This is a genomic window from Streptomyces hygroscopicus subsp. hygroscopicus (assembly GCF_001553455.1).
GTDB classification, from domain to species: Bacteria; Actinomycetota; Actinomycetes; order Streptomycetales; family Streptomycetaceae; genus Streptomyces; species Streptomyces hygroscopicus.
In genome coordinates this window covers 1-17285 of record NZ_BBOX01000397.1, presented here as the reverse complement: position 1 = coordinate 17285, position 17285 = coordinate 1, and the positions used below count along the sequence as shown (strand labels likewise).

Below are 17285 nucleotides of genomic sequence, written 5' to 3'. Positions count from 1 at the left end.
CTGCCGAAACACGCCCCAGCCGCGGGCCCCTTCACACCGGATGCCGCCGCGCCCCGGACTTCCGCCGACGGGAGTCCGGGGCGCGGCGGGTACGGGCCTTCAGTGCCGGGGCGGCTGCCGGTCGGCCGATTCGGTACCGGCCTCGGAGACGACCCGGTCGGTCCACCCCGGGAGCAGCGGGTCGGTGGCCTGCCCGGCGTCAGGCGTCCCCCGCTCCCGCTCCCGCTCGGCCTTCTCCTCCGCCTCCATCTCCGCGATGACGTCGATCGGCGGCGGGGCCTTGGCGAGGAAGATCCAGGTGAGGTAGACACAGAGCAGGAACGGCGGGATGCCGAGCGCCACCTTGACCCAGCCGAGCTGGGTGGCGTCCCCCCACCAGTAGAGCGGGAACAGCACCGCCGACTTGGCCAGCAGGATCAGCCCCCACGCCCAGGTGGCCCGGGTGTAGGCGCGGAACCGGCCGGGGTTACGGGTGCGCCAGGAGAGGTTCTCCTTGAGCATCGGCCCGAGCAGCACCCCGATCAGCGGATAGCGGAAGAGCGCCGAGAGGACGTAGGCGACCGCCAGGCCCAGGGTGTAGAGCATGCCCGGCAGGTAGAAGTTCTTCGCGTCGCCGGACATCATCGCGAAGACCGCGCCGAACGCGACCCCGAACACCCCGCTGAAGGCGTGCTTGAGCGTCTCCTTGCGCACCAGCCGGGCGAGCGCGAGCAGCACGGTGAGGCCGAGCGCGGCGATCGCGGCGAGATGGATGTCCCGCTTGATCGTGTACAGCAGGACGAAGACCAGACCGGGGACGGTGGTGTCCACCATGCCCCGCACCCCGCCGAACGCCTCCAGGAGCGCGGTGTCCGCCGCCGCCCTGCTGTCGGCCGCGGCGGCTCGGTGCCCGGTCGGGGTCGTCTTGTCGTCTGGCGTCACCGGCTACTCCTGTCCGAGCGGTCGGAGTTCGTACTTCGGATTGAACAGCACCCGGCGCCCATGGCTCATGGAGATCCGGCCCGAGGCGATCAGCTTGCGCCCCGGTTCTATCCCGATGATCGAGCGACGGCCCAGCCACACCACGTCCAGCGCGGCGGTGCCGTCGAAGAGCTCCGCCTCCAGCGCGGGGACTCCGGCCCGCGGCCTGAGCGTCACGGTGCGCAGCGTGCCGGTCACCTTCACGATCTGACGGTCCCCGCAGTCGCCGATCCTGGTGCAGCCCGCGGCCTCCGCGTCCTGTTGCAGCTCGGCCGAGTGCAGTTCCTCCGGGGAGCTCGACAGCCGGTCCAGCATCCGCCGGAACCGGCCGGCCGGCTTGTCGCCCTTGTCTCCCCTGTCAGCCCCGTCAGCGGGGTGGGTTGCGGAACTCATACGGCCAGCGTACCGGTGCGCCCCGGGCGAAACGCCGTCCCCGCACTCATCGCTCGAACCGGTAGCCCATCCCCGGCTCGGTGACGAAGTGGCGCGGATGCGAGGGGTCGGCCTCGAGTTTGCGGCGCAGCTGGGCCATGTACACCCGCAGGTAGTTGCTCTCGGTGCCGTACGAGGGGCCCCAGACCTCCTGCAGCAGCTGCTTCTGGCTGACCAGGCGGCCGGCGTTGCGCACCAGGACCTCCAGCAGATGCCATTCGGTGGGGGTCAGCCGCACGTCACGGCCGTCGCGATGGGCCTTCTTCGCGGCCAGGTCGACGGTGAACGCGTCGGTCTCCACCACCACCGAGTCGTCCGGCCGCCCCACGGGCTCGGCGCGGCGGACGGCGGCGCGCAGCCGGGCGAGGAGCTCGTCCATGCCGAACGGCTTGGTGACGTAGTCGTCCGCCCCGGCATCGAGGGCCTCGACCTTCTCGTCGGAGGTCTGGCGGGCGGAGAGCACCAGGATCGGCACCCGGGTCCAGCCCCGGAGTCCCTTGATCACCTCCACCCCGTCCATATCGGGCAGGCCCAGGTCGAGCACGACCACATCGGGGTGGCGGGTAGCGGCGAGCCGGAGGGCGGTGGCGCCGTCCTGGGCGGCGTCGACCTCGTATTTGCGCGCCTTCAGGTTGATCACGAGGGCGCGCACGATCTGCGGCTCGTCATCCACCACGAGCACCCGGTTCATCTGGTGGCCTGCCTTTCCGTTCGGTTGTTCTGGGGTGCCCGGACCGAGCACGGTCACGACACCACCTGGGCCGGGAGGCCGGGGGTGACCGGCGGGCGGCCGGGGGCGGCGCGCAGCGTGAGCACCATGGTCATACCGCCGCCGGGGGTGTCCTCGGCGGTCAGCCGGCCGCCCATGGCCTCGGCGAAGCCGCGGGCGACGGCGAGCCCGAGGCCGACCCCGGCGCCGCGCGGGGCGTCCCCGTACCGCTGGAAGGGCTCGAAGATACGGTCCTTCTCGCTGTCCGGCACCCCCGGGCCGCCGTCGGCGACGCGCAGTTCCACCCGGTCGCCCAGGGCGCTCGCGGACACCAGCACGGGGCGGTCCGGCGGGCTGTACTTCACCGCGTTCTCGACGATGTTGGCGACCGCGCGCTCCAGGAGCCCGGGATCGACCGCGACCATCGGCAGCTCCTCGGGGACGTCGAGGGCGACATCGGCGTCGGGTACGCCCACCAGCGCCATCGGCACCACCTCGTCCAGGTCGATCTCCCGGATGAGCGGGGTGACGGTGCCGGTCTGCAGCCGGGACATGTCCAGCAGGTTGCCCACCAGGTGGTCCAGCCGGTCGGCGCCGTCCTCGATGCCCTCCAGCAGCTCGGCCTCGTCCTCCGCCGACCAGGCGACGTCATCGGAGCGCAGGGAGCTCACGGCCGCCTTGATGGCCGCGAGCGGGGTGCGCAGATCGTGGCTGACGGCGGCGAGCAGCGCGGTGCGGATGCGGTTCCCCTCGGCCAGCTCACGGGCCTGTTCGGCCTCCTGGGCCAGCCGCTGCCGGTCGAGGACGACGGCGGCCTGGGCGGCGAAGGCGGCGAGCACCCGGCGGTCCTCGGCGGGCAGGACCCGGCCGGAGAGCGCGAGCGCCATGTGGTCGCCGACCGGCATGTCCACCTCCGCGTCCTCGGGCCGTTCGGGCGGCGGGGCCCCGCCCTGGCCGCCGACGCTGCCCGCGCAGGTCCAGGGGGCGACATCGCTCTCCCGCTCCAGCAGCGCCACGGTGTCCATGGCGAACGTCTCGCGGACCCGTTCCAGCAGCGCCTCCAGGCTGGTCTCGCCGCGCAGCACGCTGCCCGCGAGGAAGGACAGTATTTCGGACTCGGCGCGCAGCCGGGCCGCCTGGTGGGTGCGGCGCGCGGCGAGGTCGACCACGGAGGCCACCGAGACGGCCACCGCCACGAAGATCGCTATGGCGACGATGTTCTCGGGGTCGGCGATGGTCAGGGTGTGGGTGGGCGGGGTGAAGTAGTAGTTGAGCAGCAGCGATCCGACGGCCGCCGAGGCGAGGGCGGGCACCATGCCGCCCAGCAGGGCCGCCAGCACGTTGAGGAACAGGAAGAGCAGCACCTCGTTGGCGAAACCGGGCCCGGCCTCGGTGGCGAGGGTGACGCCGGTGCCGGCGAGCAGCAGCGTGAGCAGGACCGGTCCGGCCACCCCGACCGCCCAGCCGGCGATCAGCCGGGAGCGGCCGAGCCGGGCGCCGCGGGCGACCGGCAGCCCGCGGCCCTTGGCTACCTCGTCATGGGTGACGATGTGGACGTCCAGGTCGGGCCCGGAGTCCCGGGCGACGGTGGCGCCCACGCCGGGGCCGAAGACGTACTGCCAGGTCTTGCGGCGGCTGGAGCCGAGCACGATCTGGGTCGCGTTGACACCGCGGGCGAACTCCAGCAGCGCCCCCGGGATGTCGTCCCCGATGACGTGGTGGAAGGTGCCGCCGAGGTCCTCGACCAGGGTCCGCTGGACCGCCAGCTCCTTGGGGGAGGCCGAGGTCAGCCCGTCGCTGCGGGCGATGTAGACGGCCAGGATCTCGCTGCCGGAGCCCTTGGCCGCCATCCGGGCGGCCCGGCGGATCAGCGTCCGCCCTTCCGGGCCGCCGGTCAGCCCGACGACGATGCGCTCCCGCGCCTGCCAGGTGGAGCGGATGGAGTGCTCGTCGCGGTACTGCTGGAGGTATTCGTCGACCCGGTCGGCGGTCCACAGCAGGGCCAGTTCGCGCAGCGCGGTCAGGTTTCCGGGCCGGAAGTAGTTCGACAGCGCGGCATCGACCTTGTCGGGCGCGTAGATGTTGCCGTGTGCCATGCGGCGGCGCAGCGCCTGGGGCGACATGTCGACCAGCTCGATCTGGTCGGCCCGGCGCACCACCTCGTCCGGAACGGTCTCCCGCTGGCGTACCCCCGTGATCGACTCCACCACGTCCCCCAGCGACTCCAGGTGCTGGATGTTGACGGTGGAGACCACGTCGATGCCCGCCCGCAGCAGTTCCTCGACGTCCTGCCAGCGCTTGGCGTTGCGGGCGCCGGGAACGTTGGTGTGGGCGAGTTCGTCGACGAGCGCGACGGCGGGGCGGCGTGCCAGCACCGCGTCCACGTCCATCTCGGTGAAGGTGCTCCCCCGGTACTCCAGCTCCCGGCGCGGCACCTCCTCGAGCCCGTGCATCATCACCGCGGTGCGCCGGCGGCCGTGGTGCTCCACGAAGCCCACCACGAGATCGGTGCCCCGCTCGACGCGCCGGTGGCCCTCGGACAGCATCGCGTACGTCTTGCCGACGCCCGGCGCCGCACCCAGGTAGATCCGCAACTTTCCGCGTCCCATGCCCCTATTTTCCCTGTCGGACCGCGCCTCAGCTGATGGCGGCCTCTCGGGGGCGGTGCCGCGGCGGCCGGATCGGCCGCCGTGTGCTCCTGGAGGCCCGGCGGAGGAAGGACTTCTCGAGGAAACCGCCGCCCTGGCCCGGCCGGCCGTCCGTTGACGGCTCTCTTACGGCCGGTGGCGCCCTCTTGACGCGTCCTTGACGCGCGGCGACCCCGGCCCGCGCGGCGGGTCCGGCGCGGAGGTCCCCGCGACCGGGCCGCGCGAAAGCCGGTGGGCCGTACTCCGCAGAGAAGAGTACGGCCCACCGGTGGACGCTCACGCCGGACCGGGCCTTACGCCGTCGGCTCAGCCGGACGTGAGCGAGCAGCCCGCCAGGGCGTCGAGACCGGAGGGGGCGGCCGAGCCCTGGCGGGAGAACGAGAGTTCGATGCGGTCGATCGTCGAGGCCCGCTTGTCCTTCAGCGGGCCCAGGATGGCGTTCCGCACGAAGTCGGGACCGCCCTCGCCCCGGCTGGTGGCCAGCCGCTTGTCCGCCTCCGCTATCTGGGTGTCCAGCAGGGCGAGGTTGCGGTCCACCTCGGCCCGGGACTCCGCCGGGACCTCCGGCAGGGAAGCGGCGACGGCGGGGCAGCTGACGGCCGGGGCCGCCCCGGCCGACGCCCCGGCGCCACCGCCGCCGTCCTGACCGGCCATGGCGGCTCCCACCACGACGGCCGCACAGGTGATACCGCCGATCGCCCCGGAGAGGAGGATTCTCCGGCGGTGCAGTAACGGAAGGCCACGCGACATCTGATCACTCACCTCGTTGAGGTCGGACAGGAGCGTGACCCGCGACGCGGCCGTCTCCCCCTCGGGGCGTAACAAGGTCTCGCGCCCATGAGTACGGCCGGTGCGGCGGAGGTGTTCACCGCGCCGCGGAAAAACACCGAGGAGACCGGCGGAGAACGCCGCAGGGGCCCGGGGGCCCTGCCCCGGGCCCCTGCGGGCCTTGGCTTCCGTGCCGTGCGCGACGGCGGCTCAGCGCACCTCGGAGATCTCCGGGCCGCGCTGGAGCCGGTCGGCGCCGCCCGCGAACCGCGAGCCCTGCGCCTCGTCCTGCTGCACCCCGTCGGGCACCATCTGCGCGTCGTTCGGCAGCTTGAGGACGATCGGATCGCGCGGGGCCATCGGGCCCTCGCCGCGCACCACGACCGTGTCCCGGAAGATCGCTTCCAGCAGGCTGCCGGTCTCGGGCTGCACCGCGCCCTGCCCGGAGATCACACCGCGCAGGAACCAGCGGGGCCCGTCCACGCCGACGAAGCGGACCACCTGCACACCGTTCTTGCCGTCCGGGAGCTGCACCGGCACCTGGGCGCGCAGCTCCCAGCCGAGCGGGCCCTCGACCTCGTCCACGACCCCGCCCTGCTGGGTGATGCCGGTGGCGATCTCGTCCCGCACCTCGCCCCAGATGCCTTCTTTCTTGGGCGCGGCGAACGCCTGGAGCTGCACGGCGCTGTCCCGCAGCACCACGGTCGCGGCGACGATCGCGTCCCCCGCGACCTCCACCCGCAGCTCCATGCCCTCGACACCGGGCACGAACAGCCCGCCGAGGTCCACCCGGCCCTCGCCGGGCTCGCGCACCTCGGACACGTCCCAGGGGCCGTCGGGGCGCGGGGCCGGCGGCAGGCTCACCCGGCCGGCCTCCACGGGTGCGGCGGTGTCCTCAGCGCCGTCCGCGTCCCTAGCGTCCTCGGCCAACTCCTCGGAGGCCACGTCGAGCGACTCGACGTCCTCCTTGCTGCGCTTGCGGCGACGTCCGAACACGTCATCGTCCTTCCCGGTCGGAACCGACCGAAGCGTATCTATTCCCGCCCGTTGCCCTACCCGTTGAGCCGTCCACAGCGGCATGGCCGCCAGTGGACCCGAAGCCCCCTCCGGCCCGCGCCGACCCGGGAAGCTCCGCCACCTCCTGGAAGCGCACCTTCTCGACCTGCTGGACGACCAATTGGGCGATCCGGTCGAAGCGCTCGAACCGCACGCTCTCGCGCGGGTCCAGATTGACCACGATCACCTTGATCTCTCCACGGTACCCGGCATCGATGGTCCCCGGGGCATTCACCATGGCGACGCCGCAGCGCGCGGCGAGTCCGGACCGTGGATGCACGAAGGCGGCATACCCCTCCGGGAGCGCGATAGACACTCCGGTGGGCAGAACCGCGCGCTCCCCCGGGGCCAGCTCGGCCGCCTCGGTGGTGACCAGATCGGCTCCCGCGTCGCCGGGGTGGGCGTACCCGGGGACCGGCACCTCGGGGTCCAGCCTGCGGATCAGCACGTCGACGGGTACCGGACTCATGCGTTGGCTTCCCTCTCACCGTTCACTTCTCCGCCCGCGGGACGCGCGGGCGCCGCGCTCGGCACCGTCCGGGGCGCACCGCTCACGGGTTCACCTCGAAGGCACGTGCGACCTTCACCTGGTCCGGATCGGCCAGCGCCGCGTCGACCTCCTCGGCCCTGCCGTGTCCGATGAAGTGGTCCACCCGCACCTCTATGAAGAGGGCCTGGGCGCGCACCGCCACGATGCCGTCCGGAGCGCCGATCCGGCCCGTGGCCGAGCAGTAGATCTTACGGCCGTGCACGGCGGTCACCCGTGCCTCCAGGTGCAGCTCGGCGCCGACGGGCACGGGCCGCACGAAGTCCGTCTCCAGCCGTCCGGTCACCGCGATGGTCCGCTGCAGCCAGTTGAGCGAGCCGAGCGTCTCGTCCAGCGCCGCGGCCAGCACCCCGCCGTGGGCCAGGCCCGGCGCGCCCTGGTGCCCGGTGCGCACCGTGAAGACGGCGGTGACGCTCACGCCCTCGCCCGCCCGTGCGCTCAGCCCCAGGCCCCGCGCCTGGTCGCCGCAGCCGAAGCACTGGTCGTAGTGCGCGCCGAGGAGCTCCCCGGGCGCGGGCGCGTCGGGGTGGCGCACGGGCGCCGTGGCGCCCTCCGGCGGCGTCAGCCCTGTCGTTCGTCCACTCACAACGGCTGACCTTACCCGCGAGAACAGCCCGGACCGCAGGCCGTGCCAAGCTGATACGCATGCAGCCTTACGAAGAACGCCTCAGCGCGCCCCGTTCCTGGTGGTTCATCGCCTTCCTGATCGGGGTCTCGGTGGGGCTGATCATGCTGCCGTTCGGCACCCTGCCGATGCTCGGCGGGCTGATCGGCGGTGCGGCGCTGGCCTGCGTCGCGGTGAGTTCCTACGGGTCGGCGCGGGTGCGCGTGGTGGCGGACTCGCTGGTGGCCGGTGAGGCGAGGATCCCGGTCTCGGCCCTGGGGACCCCGCAGGTGCTGGACGCTCCCGAGGCGGCCGCCTGGCGGACGTACAAGGCCGATCCGCGGGCGTTCATGCTGCTGCGCAGCTACATCCCGACCGCGCTGCGGGTGGAGGTCACCGATCCGGAAGACCCGACACCGTACGTCTACGTGTCCACACGGAACCCCGAGGCGCTCGCCGCCGCACTCACGGCCGTGCGCTCCGCGTAAGCGGGCTCGCTGCCGAGGCGGCCCTGGCGGACGTACAAGGCCGATCCGCGGGCGTTCATGCTGCTGCGCGGCTACATCCCGACCGCGCTGCGGGTGGAGGTCACCGATCCGGAAGACCCGACGCCGTACGTCTATGTGTCCACACGGAACCCCGAGGCACTCGCCGCCGCGCTCACGGCCGTGCGCTCCGCGTGAGCGGGCTGGTGAGGGGAGTCATTGCGTCCGGGGGGAGGTCCCAGGGGGTCTGCTGGGTCCGCAGGTCCTTGCGGACCTTGTGTGCGAGCTTCTTGGTGTCGCGCCGGTTCATCGCGGCGCCCACGGCCGCGCCGACCATGAAGGGCGCCAGCACCGGAAGGTTCCGGAAGCCGCGCCTGAGGACCCGCTGCCGCAGCTCCCGCTTCATCCGGACGCCGAGGGCCGCGTTGACGCTCGCCGGCACGGCGCTGTCGATACCGCGCTCCTGGGCCCAGGCGCCGAGGTAGGCGATGGCGCGCTGAGGCGCGGTGCCGGGCGCGCGGACCCCGTAGACCTCGTGCAGCTCGGCGATCAGCTTGATCTCTATGGAGGCCACGCCGACGATCTCGGCGGCCAGCTCCGCGGGCATGGCGGGCGGGGTCGGCAGCATCGCCGCCGCGCCGACGCCCGCTCCCACTGCGGCGGAGCCGCCCGCGGCCCCCGCCACCAGCTTGTCCGCGAGCCCTTCGGGGCCCAGCCCCGGGAACTGCTTGCGCAGGGTCGCGAGGTCGCGGACCGGAATGCGCGGGGCATTCGCGACGATCCGGTCGGCGACCGCGTGAACCCCCGCTCTCGCACGCTCACCGCCTCGTCGCACACCACGGCCGACGGCGTTCGCGAGCGAGGCCGGCCGGCCTCGCTCGACATGCGTCTGGTCCGTGTCGTCGTGTTCCGCCTCCACGCCGACCCCGCGGCTCAGGCCGCGCAGTCGCGGCAGATCGGCTGGCCGTTCTTGGTCTCGGCGGCCAGCTGGCTGCGGTGGTGCACGAGGAAGCAGCTCATGCAGGTGAACTCGTCCGCCTGGCGGGGCAGCACCCGGACGGACAGCTCCTCGTTCGAGAGGTCCGCACCGGGCAGCTCGAGGCCCTCGGCCTGCTCGAACTCGTCCACGTCGACAGTGGACGCGGACTTGTCGTTACGCCGGGCCTTCAGTTCCTCGATGCTGTCCTCGTTGACGTCATCGTCGGTCTTGCGTGGGGTGTCGTAATCCGTTGCCATATCGCTCTCCCCCTCTGGGTGTCTGTGGTGTCTCCAGCGCACGTAACGCGTGAGAGGCCGGACTTGTGCCCGACCCGAGGCGGAGATTTTGCCTCACATCAAGGTCTGTTACTCAATCGACACCCAACCGCACCCCTGAAGAGGTGATCGGGTTGGATGGCCATCGGGACCGTACACGGTCCGAATGTCGCACTCGCATGCGCCATGACGTGTACTTCCCGTGATCACGGTGCCCGAAAACCCGGATTTTCCCGGCTTTCCGTCAACCGTGGCGATCACTGAGAGTATATGGCCGGAAAATCGCCCATGTGATCGATCACACACGATACCCCTGGTGGGCGGATCACGAAAATTCCGCCCAAAGCGAACATCTCCCGGCGCGTCCCCGGCCCGGGCGCTCCGGCGTCAGATCGGGAGCACCACCCGCATCACCAGGCCGCCTCCCTCGCGCGGCTCCGCCGCGATCCTGCCGCCGTGGGCGCGCGCCACGGAGCGCGCGATCGACAGCCCGAGGCCCACGCCCTTGTCGCTGCCGGTGCGCTCGGTACGGAGCCTGCGGAAGGGCTCGAAGATGTTGTCCATCTCATAGGCCGGGACCACCGGACCGGTGTTGGCGACCACCAGCACCGCCTGGCCCTGCCGGCTCTCGGTGGTGACCTCCACCCAGCCGCCCTCGGCGACGTTGTAGCGCACCGCGTTCTGCACGAGGTTGAGGGCGATCCGCTCCAGCAGCACCCCGTTGCCCTGGACCACCGCGGGACCGCGCTCCCCGCGCAGCTCCACGCCCTTGTCCTCGGCCTCCGCCCGGACCTGCTCCAGCGCCTGGGAGGCGACCTCGGCGAGGTCCACCGGCTTGCGGTCGACGATCTCGTTGTCGCTGCGGGCCAGCAGCAGCAGACCTTCCACGAGCTGCTCACTGCGCTCGTTGGTGGCCAGCAGCGTCTTGCCGAGCTGGACCACCTCCGGGGGCGCGTTCGGGTCGGAGAGCTGCACCTCCAGCAGGGTGCGGTTGATCGCCAGCGGGGTGCGCAGCTCGTGCGAGGCGTTGGCGACGAACCGCTGCTGCGCGGTGAACGCCCGGTCCAGCCGCTCCAGCATCTCGTCGAAGGTGTCCGCCAGCTCCTTCAGCTCGTCGTCCGGCCCGTCCAGCTCGATCCGGCGGGACAGGTCCGAGCCCGCCACCTGGCGCGCGGTACGGGTGATCCGGCCGAGCGGCGAGAGCACCCGGCCGGCCATCGCGTAGCCGAACGCGAAGGCGACCACGGCCAGCCCCAGGAGGGCTATCAGGGAGCGGCGCAGCAGCCCGTCCAGGGCGTAGTCGCGCTGTTGCTGCATGCACTGGGCCACCGCACGGTTGAACGCGTCGTTGTTGCCCTGGCTGGGCAGGTGGCAGGTGTCGCTCGGCTTGTAGTCGATCCGCACGATCTGCAGCGGGAACTCGCTGCCCCGGCGGATGGCGTCCGCCGCCAGCAGATAGATGATCGTCAGCAGCACCACCCCGGCGATCAGGAACATCCCGCCGTAGAGCAGGGTGAGCCGTATCCGGATGGTGGGGCGCAGCCACGGGTTGGGCGGCGAGGTGTGCTGCGGGTCCCAGCTGGGCTTGGGCGGCACCGTCGGCGGCAGCGGGGTCGGAGTGGTCGCCATGCCGGATCAGATCCGGTAGCCCGAGCCGGGAACGGTGACGATCACCGCGGGTTCGCCGAGCTTGCGGCGCAGGGTCATCACGGTCACCCGCACCACGTTGGTGAACGGGTCGGTGTTCTCGTCCCAGGCCTTCTCCAGCAGCTGCTCGGCCGAGACCACGGCGCCCTCGCTGCGCATGAGGACCTCCAGGACCGCGAACTCCTTCGGCGCCAGCTGGATCTCCCTGCCGTCCCGGAACACCTCACGGCGGTTGGGGTCCAGCTTGATCCCGGCGCGCTCCAGGACCGGCGGCAGGGCCACGGTGGTGCGGCGGCCGAGCGCGCGGACGCGGGCGATCAGCTCGCTGAAGGCGAAGGGCTTGGGGAGGTAGTCGTCCGCGCCGATCTCCAGGCCCTCCACGCGGTCGCTGACGTCTCCGGAGGCGGTGAGCATCAGGACGCGGGTGGGGATGCCGAGCTCGACGATCTTGCGGCATACGTCGTCGCCGTGGACGAGGGGCAGGTCCCGGTCGAGGACGACGACGTCGTAGTCGTTGACGGCGATGCGCTCCAGGGCGGCGGCTCCGTCATACACGACGTCGACGGCCATGGCCTCCCGGCGCAGTCCGGTGGCCACCGCGTCGGCGAGCAGCTGCTCGTCCTCGACGACGAGTACACGCACGTCGTTAGTCCTTCCGTCATTGCCGCAGTGGGCGTGATCTCGCCAAACTCGATGAGCGTTCGGCGCCTCCATCCTGCCTCGAAGTCTCGTAAACCGGCGGTAAGAGGGATCTCCGCGAAGCCCGGGGCCGTTTTCGGACCCTCCGCCGCGCGGCGGAGGGTCCGGAACGGCCGGATTCAGATTCTTTGGTGACTTCAGGTTTCCGCCCAGGACGGGGTGGGGAGGACGACTGCACACCCGCGATCACGCCCTGCCTCCGGCATCCCTTTGACTGTCCTTGCCGTCGGCAGGAGCCACGCACGTGATCGTCCCGCCGTCGGCACACCCCCGTGCCACCGACCCACGACAAGGGGGCGCAACATGGACGCGTTCACCGCAGGCATTCTGCAGCGCATAGAGAACACCAAGTCCGATCTCATTCGCGCCCGTGAGACGGGCGACGATTTCCTTGTGGACGTGGAGCAGTCGGAGCTTGAAGACCTCCGTCGCCTCGCCGCCGAGCACGGCGTCGAGGTCAGCGCCTCGTTTGCCTGATCCCCGGTGGATTCCGGACCCGATCCAGATCCGGATTCCGCGTAGCCGATTCCCACTCACCGCCGGATGGTGATCCAGACAGCATCCGGTCACCACGCCGAAGCGCCCCGGTGTCCTCGTGGCACCGGGGCGCTTCCGCGTCGGGCGTGCTCCGCGCCGGGACAGTCTCCGGCTACCGACTACCGACGGGCGGACGGAGCGGGGTCAGTCGTGCCAGGCGCCCAGGTCGTCCAGAAGCCGCTGCAGCGGCTCGAAGAGGCCGGGGGCGGCGGCGACGGTCAGCTCCGTGGAGGCCGCCGCCCCCGGCCGCCCGCCGGTGAGCGCCCCCGCCTCGCGCGCTATGAGCGCACCGGCCGCGAAGTCCCAGGCGTTGAGCCCGCGCTCGTAGTAGCCGTTGAGCCGGCCGCAGGCCACGTCGCACAGGTCGATGGCGGCCGACCCGCCCCGCCGGATGTCCCGCACCCGCGGCAGCAGCTCCTGGAGGACCCTGGCCTGCCCGACGCGGCGCTCGCGCACGTACCCGAAGCCGGTGCCGATCAGCGACTGCTCCAGCGGGGCCGCGGGGCGGCAGTACACCGGCTCCCCGTTCCGCCGGGCGCCCTGGCCCAGGACGGCGTGGAAGGTCTCGCCGCGCACCGGGGCGGCCACCACCCCCACGACCGTCTCGCCGTCCTTCTCGGCGGCGATGCTGACCGCCCATGACGGCAGGCCGTAGAGATAGTTCACGGTGCCGTCGAGGGGGTCGACCACCCAGCGCACACCGCTGCTGCCCGCGCTGCTGGCGCCCTCCTCCCCCAGCACCCCGTCCTGCGGGCGGCGGCGCGCGAGGAGGTCGGTGATCAGCTTCTCGGCGGCGATGTCCATCTCGGTGACGACGTCGATCGGGCTGGTCTTGGTGGCCGCCACCCCGAGGTCGGCCGGACGGCCGTCGCGCAGCAGGTCCGCCGCGCCGCGGGCGGCCTCCAGCGCCGTGTCGAGGAGTTCGGTCATGAGCGGGTCGGTCATCGTGCTCCTTGGTGGATTGCCCGGACGGGGCGAGCGGCGGTGCGGACCGGAAGGGGGGCGGGCGCGCTCAGTCGGACCCCGCGGCGGCGGGGCGCGGCGACCGGGCCGGACAGCAGCCCACCGGGCACACGTCGTGGCTCGGGCCGAGGGCGCCCAGGGCGCAGCGCTCCGGGGCGGCGGCCGCCCGGCCCTCGGCGAGGCGCTCGGTGGCCGCGCGCTCCAGCACCAGCTCGCGCACGCCCGCCGCGAACCGCGGATCGGCGCCGACGGTCGAGGCGCGCGAGACCGGCAGGCCGAGTTCGGCGGCCTTGGCCGCGGCCTCGGTGTCGAGGTCGTACTTGACCTCCATGTGGTCCGAGACGAAGCCGATCGGGACCATGGCGACGGCGGGCACGCCCTCGCCGTGCAGCTCCTCGAGGTGGTCGCAGATGTCCGGCTCCAGCCAGGGGATGTGCGGCGCGCCGCTGCGCGACTGGTAGACCAGCCGCCACGGATGCGCGGTGCCGGTCTCCGCACGCACCGCGTCGGCGATCAGCCGGGCGACATCGAGGTGCTGGGCGACGTACGCGCCGCCCTTCCCGTGTTCCGTGTGCGCCTCCACCGGGCCCGAGGTGTCGGCGGCGGCGGTGGGGATGGAGTGCGTGGTGAAGGCGAGGTGGGCCCCGGCCCGCCGCTCCTCGGGCAGCTCGGCGAGCGCGGCGAGGGTGGCGTCCACTATGGGCCGGACGAAGCCGGGGTGGTTGAAGTAGTGCCGCAGCTTGTCCACGCGCGGCAGCGGCAGGCCCTCGCCCTCCAGGGTGGCCAGGGCGTCCGCGAGGTTCTCGCGGTACTGGCGGCAGCCGGAGTACGAGGCGTAGGCGCTGGTGGCCAGCACCAGGACGCGGCGGCGGCCGTCGGCGACCATCTCGCGCAGCGTGTCGGTCAGATACGGCGCCCAGTTGCGGTTGCCCCAGTAGACCGGCAGGTCCAGGCCGTGCTCGGCGAAGTCCTCGCGCAGCGCCTCCAGCAGCTCGCGGTTCTGCGCGTTGATCGGGCTGACCCCGCCGAAGAGGAAGTAGTGCCGGCCGACCTCCTTCAGCCGCTCGCGGGGGATGCCCCGCCCGCGCGTGACGTTCTCCAGGAACGGCACCACGTCCTCGGGGCCCTCCGGCCCGCCGAAGGAAAGCAGCAGCAGTGCGTCATAGGGGTCCGGGGATGGCTGTACTGACTGATCCGGCATGCTCCCGATCCTGCCACCAGCCGCTGACGGGCGGAAAACGGCCCTGCGCGGCGGGGGACGGGACCGTAAGCTGTATCAGCTCATACGGTCCTTACCCTGCTCACCGGCGGAGCCTGCCTTGCCCAGTACCTACCGTGCGATCTTCGCCGCCCCCGGCGCCAAGAAGTTCTCCGCGGCCGGCTTCCTCGGGCGGATGACGCTGTCCATGGCGGGCATCGGCGTGGTGACCATGGTCTCCGAGCTCACCGGCCGGTACGGGCTGGCGGGCGCCCTGTCGGCCACGCTGGCGCTCTCCGCCGCCGTCATCGGCCCGCAGATCTCCCGGCTGGTCGACCGGCACGGCCAGCGCCGGGTGCTGCGCCCGGCGACCCTGGTGGCGCTCACCGCCGTCGGCGGGCTGCTGCTGAGCGCGCACCGGGGCTGGCCGGACTGGACGCTGTTCGTCTTCGCCGCGGGAGCCGGCTGTGTGCCCAGCGTGGGCTCCATGGTGCGGGCCCGCTGGGCGGCGATCTACCAGGACTCCCCGCGGGAGCTGCACGCCGCGTACGCCTGGGAGTCCATCGTCGACGAGGTCTGCTTCATCGTCGGGCCGGTCGTCTCGATCGGGCTGTCCACCTCCTGGTTCCCCGAGGCGGGCCCGCTGCTGGCCGCCTGCTTCCTGGCGGCCGGGGTCTTCTCGCTGACCGCGCAGCGGGCCACCGAGCCCGTACCGCATCCGCACGGGCACCACACCGGCGGTTCGGCGCTGCGCTCGCGCGGGCTCCAGGTGCTGGTGACCACCTTCATGGCGACCGGCGCGATCTTCGGGGCGATCGACGTGGTGACGGTGGCCTTCGCCGAGGACGAGGGCCACAAGGGCGCGGCCAGCCTGGTCCTCTCGGTCTACGCGCTGGGCTCGTGCCTGGCGGGCGCGGTCTTCGGGATGCTGCGGCTGCGGGGGTCGGTGTCCCGTCGCTGGTTGTGGGGTATTTGTGCGATCGCCGTGAGTATGATCCCGCTCCAACTGGTCAGGAACCTGCCGTTCCTGGCCGTGGCGCTCTTCGTCGCGGGCCTGGCCATCGCTCCCACGATGGTCACCACCATGGCCCTCGTCGAACGGCACGTACCACGCGCGCACCTGACCGAGGGCATGACCTGGGTGAGCACCGGGCTCGCGGTCGGAGTGGCGCTCGGCTCGTCGGCCGCCGGAGGGGTGGTGGACGCGGCCGGCGCCCGCGCGGGGTACGCGGTGCCGGCCGTGGCCGGGGCGCTCGCGGCGGCGGTGGCGTTCCTCGGGTACCGCCGGCTCCGGCCGGCGCCACAGCGGGAGGGGTCGGGTACGGATGGCCGTCAGGACCGTGAAGACCGTGCGGAGCGGCGTGTGGCGCAACTGGGCGGGGAATGTGACCGCCCGCCCGGCGCGGAGCGTGGCTCCGTCGTCCACCCAGGAGCTGGTTGAGCTGGTGCGCCGGGCGGCGGCGGAGGGGCTGAGGGTGAAGGCGGTGGGCACCGGCCACTCCTTCACCACCGCGGCCGCCACCGACGGGCTGCTGATACGCTGCGACCGCATGACGGGCGTGCGCGGGCTGGACCGCGAGGCGGGCACCGTGACCGTCGCGGCCGGCACACCGCTCCGGCAGCTCAACGAGACGCTGTCGGCCCATGGCCTGTCGCTGGTCAACATGGGCGACATCATGGACCAGACGGTGGCCGGGGCGACCGCCACGGGCACCCATGGCACCGGCCGGGACAGCGCCTCGATCGCCGCCCAGATCAAGGGTCTGGAGCTGGTGACGGCGGACGGCTCGGTGCTGAACTGCTCCGCGGCGGAGCATCCGGAGATCTTCGCGGCCGCCCGGATCGGGCTCGGTGCGCTCGGTGTGGTGAGCGCGATCACCTTCGGGGTGGAACCGGAGTTCCTGCTCACCGCACGCGAGGAACCGATGCCCTTCGATCGCGTAATGGCCGATTTCGAACAGCTCGTGGCCGAGAATGAGCACTTCGAGTTCTACTGGTTCCCGCACACCGGAAACTGCAACACCAAGCGCAACAACCGCAGCACCGGCCCCGCCGCCCCGGTCGGCCGGGTCAGCGGCTGGGTGGACGACGAACTGCTGTCCAACGGCATCTTCCAGGTGGCCTGTTCGGTGGGCCGGGCGGTGCCCGCCACCATCCCCGGAATCGCCAAAATCTCCAGCCGCGCCCTGTCCGCCCGGACCTACACGGACATCCCTTACAAAGTCTTCACCAGTCCGCGCCGGGTGCGGTTCCTGGAGATGGAATACGCGGTGCCGCGCGAGGCCGCGGTCACGGTGCTGCGCGAACTGAAGGCGACCGTCGAACGGTCCGGACTGCGGGTCAGCTTCCCGGTGGAGGTGCGCACCGCACCGGCCGACGACATCCCGCTGTCCACCGCCTCCGGCCGCGAGACCGTCTACGTCGCCGTCCACCTGTACCGGGGCACCCCGCACCGGGCGTACTTCACGGCGGCCGAGCAGATCATGATCGCGCACGGCGGCCGTCCACATTGGGGCAAGCTGCACAGCCGCGACGCCGCCTATCTGGCCGGGGTCTATCCGCGGTTCGGCGAGTTCACGGCCCTGCGCGACCGGCTGGACCCGGACCGGCTGTTCGCCAACGACTATCTGCGGCGGGTGCTCGGCGACTGACCCCTCACCGCCCGGCGGTGGCACCGGCGGTGGGCGTGGCGCCGCCGGCGTCCGCCCCGCCGTCCGTGGCGCCCCCGGACGGGGTCCGGGACGGGCCGGGGGTGGCGGGCGCGGAGGTACCGGGCGC

Annotated in this window: 18 protein-coding genes and 1 pseudogene; 5 read left to right on the top strand and 14 right to left on the bottom strand. The window is 72.3% G+C overall.

Annotated elements, in window-relative coordinates; translation table 11 throughout:
* Positions 1-99: 99 nt before the first annotated feature.
* The 8 genes from AXW62_RS33275 to AXW62_RS33240 all read right to left on the bottom strand — a co-directional run bounded on the left by AXW62_RS33275 (position 100) and on the right by AXW62_RS33240 (position 7706).
* On the bottom strand, positions 100-921 hold the full coding sequence (locus tag AXW62_RS33275) for a DUF3159 domain-containing protein (protein WP_060947748.1): 822 nt from the start codon (positions 919-921) through the stop codon (positions 100-102).
* Positions 922-924: 3 nt separating this feature from the next.
* Positions 925-1275, bottom strand: a complete 351-nt coding sequence (locus tag AXW62_RS33270; protein WP_030843147.1) for an OB-fold nucleic acid binding domain-containing protein — start codon at positions 1273-1275, stop codon at positions 925-927.
* Positions 1276-1399: 124 nt separating this feature from the next.
* Positions 1400-2083 (bottom strand): response regulator, encoded by a 684-nt coding sequence (locus tag AXW62_RS33265; protein WP_060947747.1) that lies wholly within the window; start codon positions 2081-2083, stop codon positions 1400-1402.
* 53 nt (positions 2084-2136) lie between these two features.
* Positions 2137-4710 (bottom strand): ATP-binding protein, encoded by a 2574-nt coding sequence (locus AXW62_RS33260; RefSeq protein ID WP_060947746.1) that lies wholly within the window; start codon positions 4708-4710, stop codon positions 2137-2139.
* Between the two features lie 345 nt (positions 4711-5055).
* Positions 5056-5499, bottom strand: a complete 444-nt coding sequence (locus tag AXW62_RS33255; RefSeq protein WP_060947745.1) for a hypothetical protein — start codon at positions 5497-5499, stop codon at positions 5056-5058.
* Positions 5500-5727: 228 nt separating this feature from the next.
* Complete coding sequence (locus tag AXW62_RS33250) at positions 5728-6513, bottom strand: DUF3710 domain-containing protein (protein WP_030843134.1); 786 nt, start codon at positions 6511-6513, stop codon at positions 5728-5730.
* 1 nt (position 6514) lies between these two features.
* Positions 6515-7042, bottom strand: coding sequence for a dUTP diphosphatase (dut, locus tag AXW62_RS33245; RefSeq protein WP_030843131.1), 528 nt, complete (start codon positions 7040-7042; stop codon positions 6515-6517).
* An 82-nt stretch (positions 7043-7124) separates the two neighbouring features.
* Positions 7125-7706 (bottom strand): PaaI family thioesterase, encoded by a 582-nt coding sequence (locus AXW62_RS33240; protein WP_060947744.1) that lies wholly within the window; start codon positions 7704-7706, stop codon positions 7125-7127.
* 59 nt (positions 7707-7765) lie between these two features.
* Here AXW62_RS33240 and AXW62_RS33235 point away from each other — a divergent pair, with 59 nt between their 5' ends.
* A complete protein-coding gene (locus tag AXW62_RS33235) occupies positions 7766-8212 on the top strand; it encodes a DUF3093 domain-containing protein (RefSeq protein ID WP_062010419.1) in 447 nt (148 codons plus the stop codon).
* Positions 8213-8230: 18 nt separating this feature from the next.
* Positions 8231-8407: pseudogene (locus AXW62_RS41805) on the top strand (DUF3093 family protein); the annotation flags it as partial.
* Here the strand turns inward: AXW62_RS41805 and AXW62_RS33230 are convergent.
* The 4 genes from AXW62_RS33230 to AXW62_RS33215 form a co-directional block, all read right to left on the bottom strand.
* Positions 8385-9128 (bottom strand): hypothetical protein, encoded by a 744-nt coding sequence (locus tag AXW62_RS33230; RefSeq protein WP_060947743.1) that lies wholly within the window; start codon positions 9126-9128, stop codon positions 8385-8387. The pseudogene AXW62_RS41805 and the gene AXW62_RS33230 overlap by 23 nt on opposite strands.
* A 14-nt stretch (positions 9129-9142) precedes the next feature.
* Positions 9143-9445 (bottom strand): DUF4193 domain-containing protein, encoded by a 303-nt coding sequence (locus AXW62_RS33225; protein WP_009714537.1) that lies wholly within the window; start codon positions 9443-9445, stop codon positions 9143-9145.
* Between the two features lie 405 nt (positions 9446-9850).
* On the bottom strand, positions 9851-11092 hold the full coding sequence (locus tag AXW62_RS33220) for a sensor histidine kinase (protein ID WP_060947742.1): 1242 nt from the start codon (positions 11090-11092) through the stop codon (positions 9851-9853).
* Between the two features lie 6 nt (positions 11093-11098).
* Positions 11099-11752: a response regulator transcription factor gene (locus AXW62_RS33215; protein WP_030843117.1), complete on the bottom strand. Its 654-nt coding sequence runs from the start codon at positions 11750-11752 to the stop codon at positions 11099-11101.
* 360 nt (positions 11753-12112) lie between these two features.
* Here AXW62_RS33215 and AXW62_RS44680 point away from each other — a divergent pair, with 360 nt between their 5' ends.
* Complete coding sequence (locus tag AXW62_RS44680) at positions 12113-12286, top strand: hypothetical protein (RefSeq protein WP_020867951.1); 174 nt, start codon at positions 12113-12115, stop codon at positions 12284-12286.
* Positions 12287-12490: 204 nt separating this feature from the next.
* Here the strand turns inward: AXW62_RS44680 and AXW62_RS33210 are convergent, their stop codons facing one another.
* Both AXW62_RS33210 and AXW62_RS33205 read right to left on the bottom strand, forming a co-directional pair.
* Entirely contained in the window at positions 12491-13291 is an 801-nt protein-coding gene (locus tag AXW62_RS33210; RefSeq protein WP_060947741.1) for an inositol monophosphatase family protein, read from the bottom strand.
* A gap of 67 nt (positions 13292-13358) precedes the next feature.
* Positions 13359-14510, bottom strand: coding sequence for a ferrochelatase (locus AXW62_RS33205; RefSeq protein WP_060947740.1), 1152 nt, complete (start codon positions 14508-14510; stop codon positions 13359-13361).
* A 118-nt stretch (positions 14511-14628) separates the two neighbouring features.
* Here AXW62_RS33205 and AXW62_RS33200 point away from each other — a divergent pair, with 118 nt between their 5' ends.
* Positions 14629-15948: an MFS transporter gene (locus AXW62_RS33200; RefSeq protein ID WP_250847770.1), complete on the top strand. Its 1320-nt coding sequence runs from the start codon at positions 14629-14631 to the stop codon at positions 15946-15948.
* The gene (locus AXW62_RS33195) at positions 15833-17158 is read left to right on the top strand and encodes a D-arabinono-1,4-lactone oxidase (RefSeq protein ID WP_060947739.1); all 1326 of its coding nucleotides are present in this window, start codon (positions 15833-15835) and stop codon (positions 17156-17158) included. The genes AXW62_RS33200 and AXW62_RS33195 overlap by 116 nt, the downstream gene beginning before the upstream one ends.
* Positions 17159-17285 lie beyond the last annotated feature (127 nt).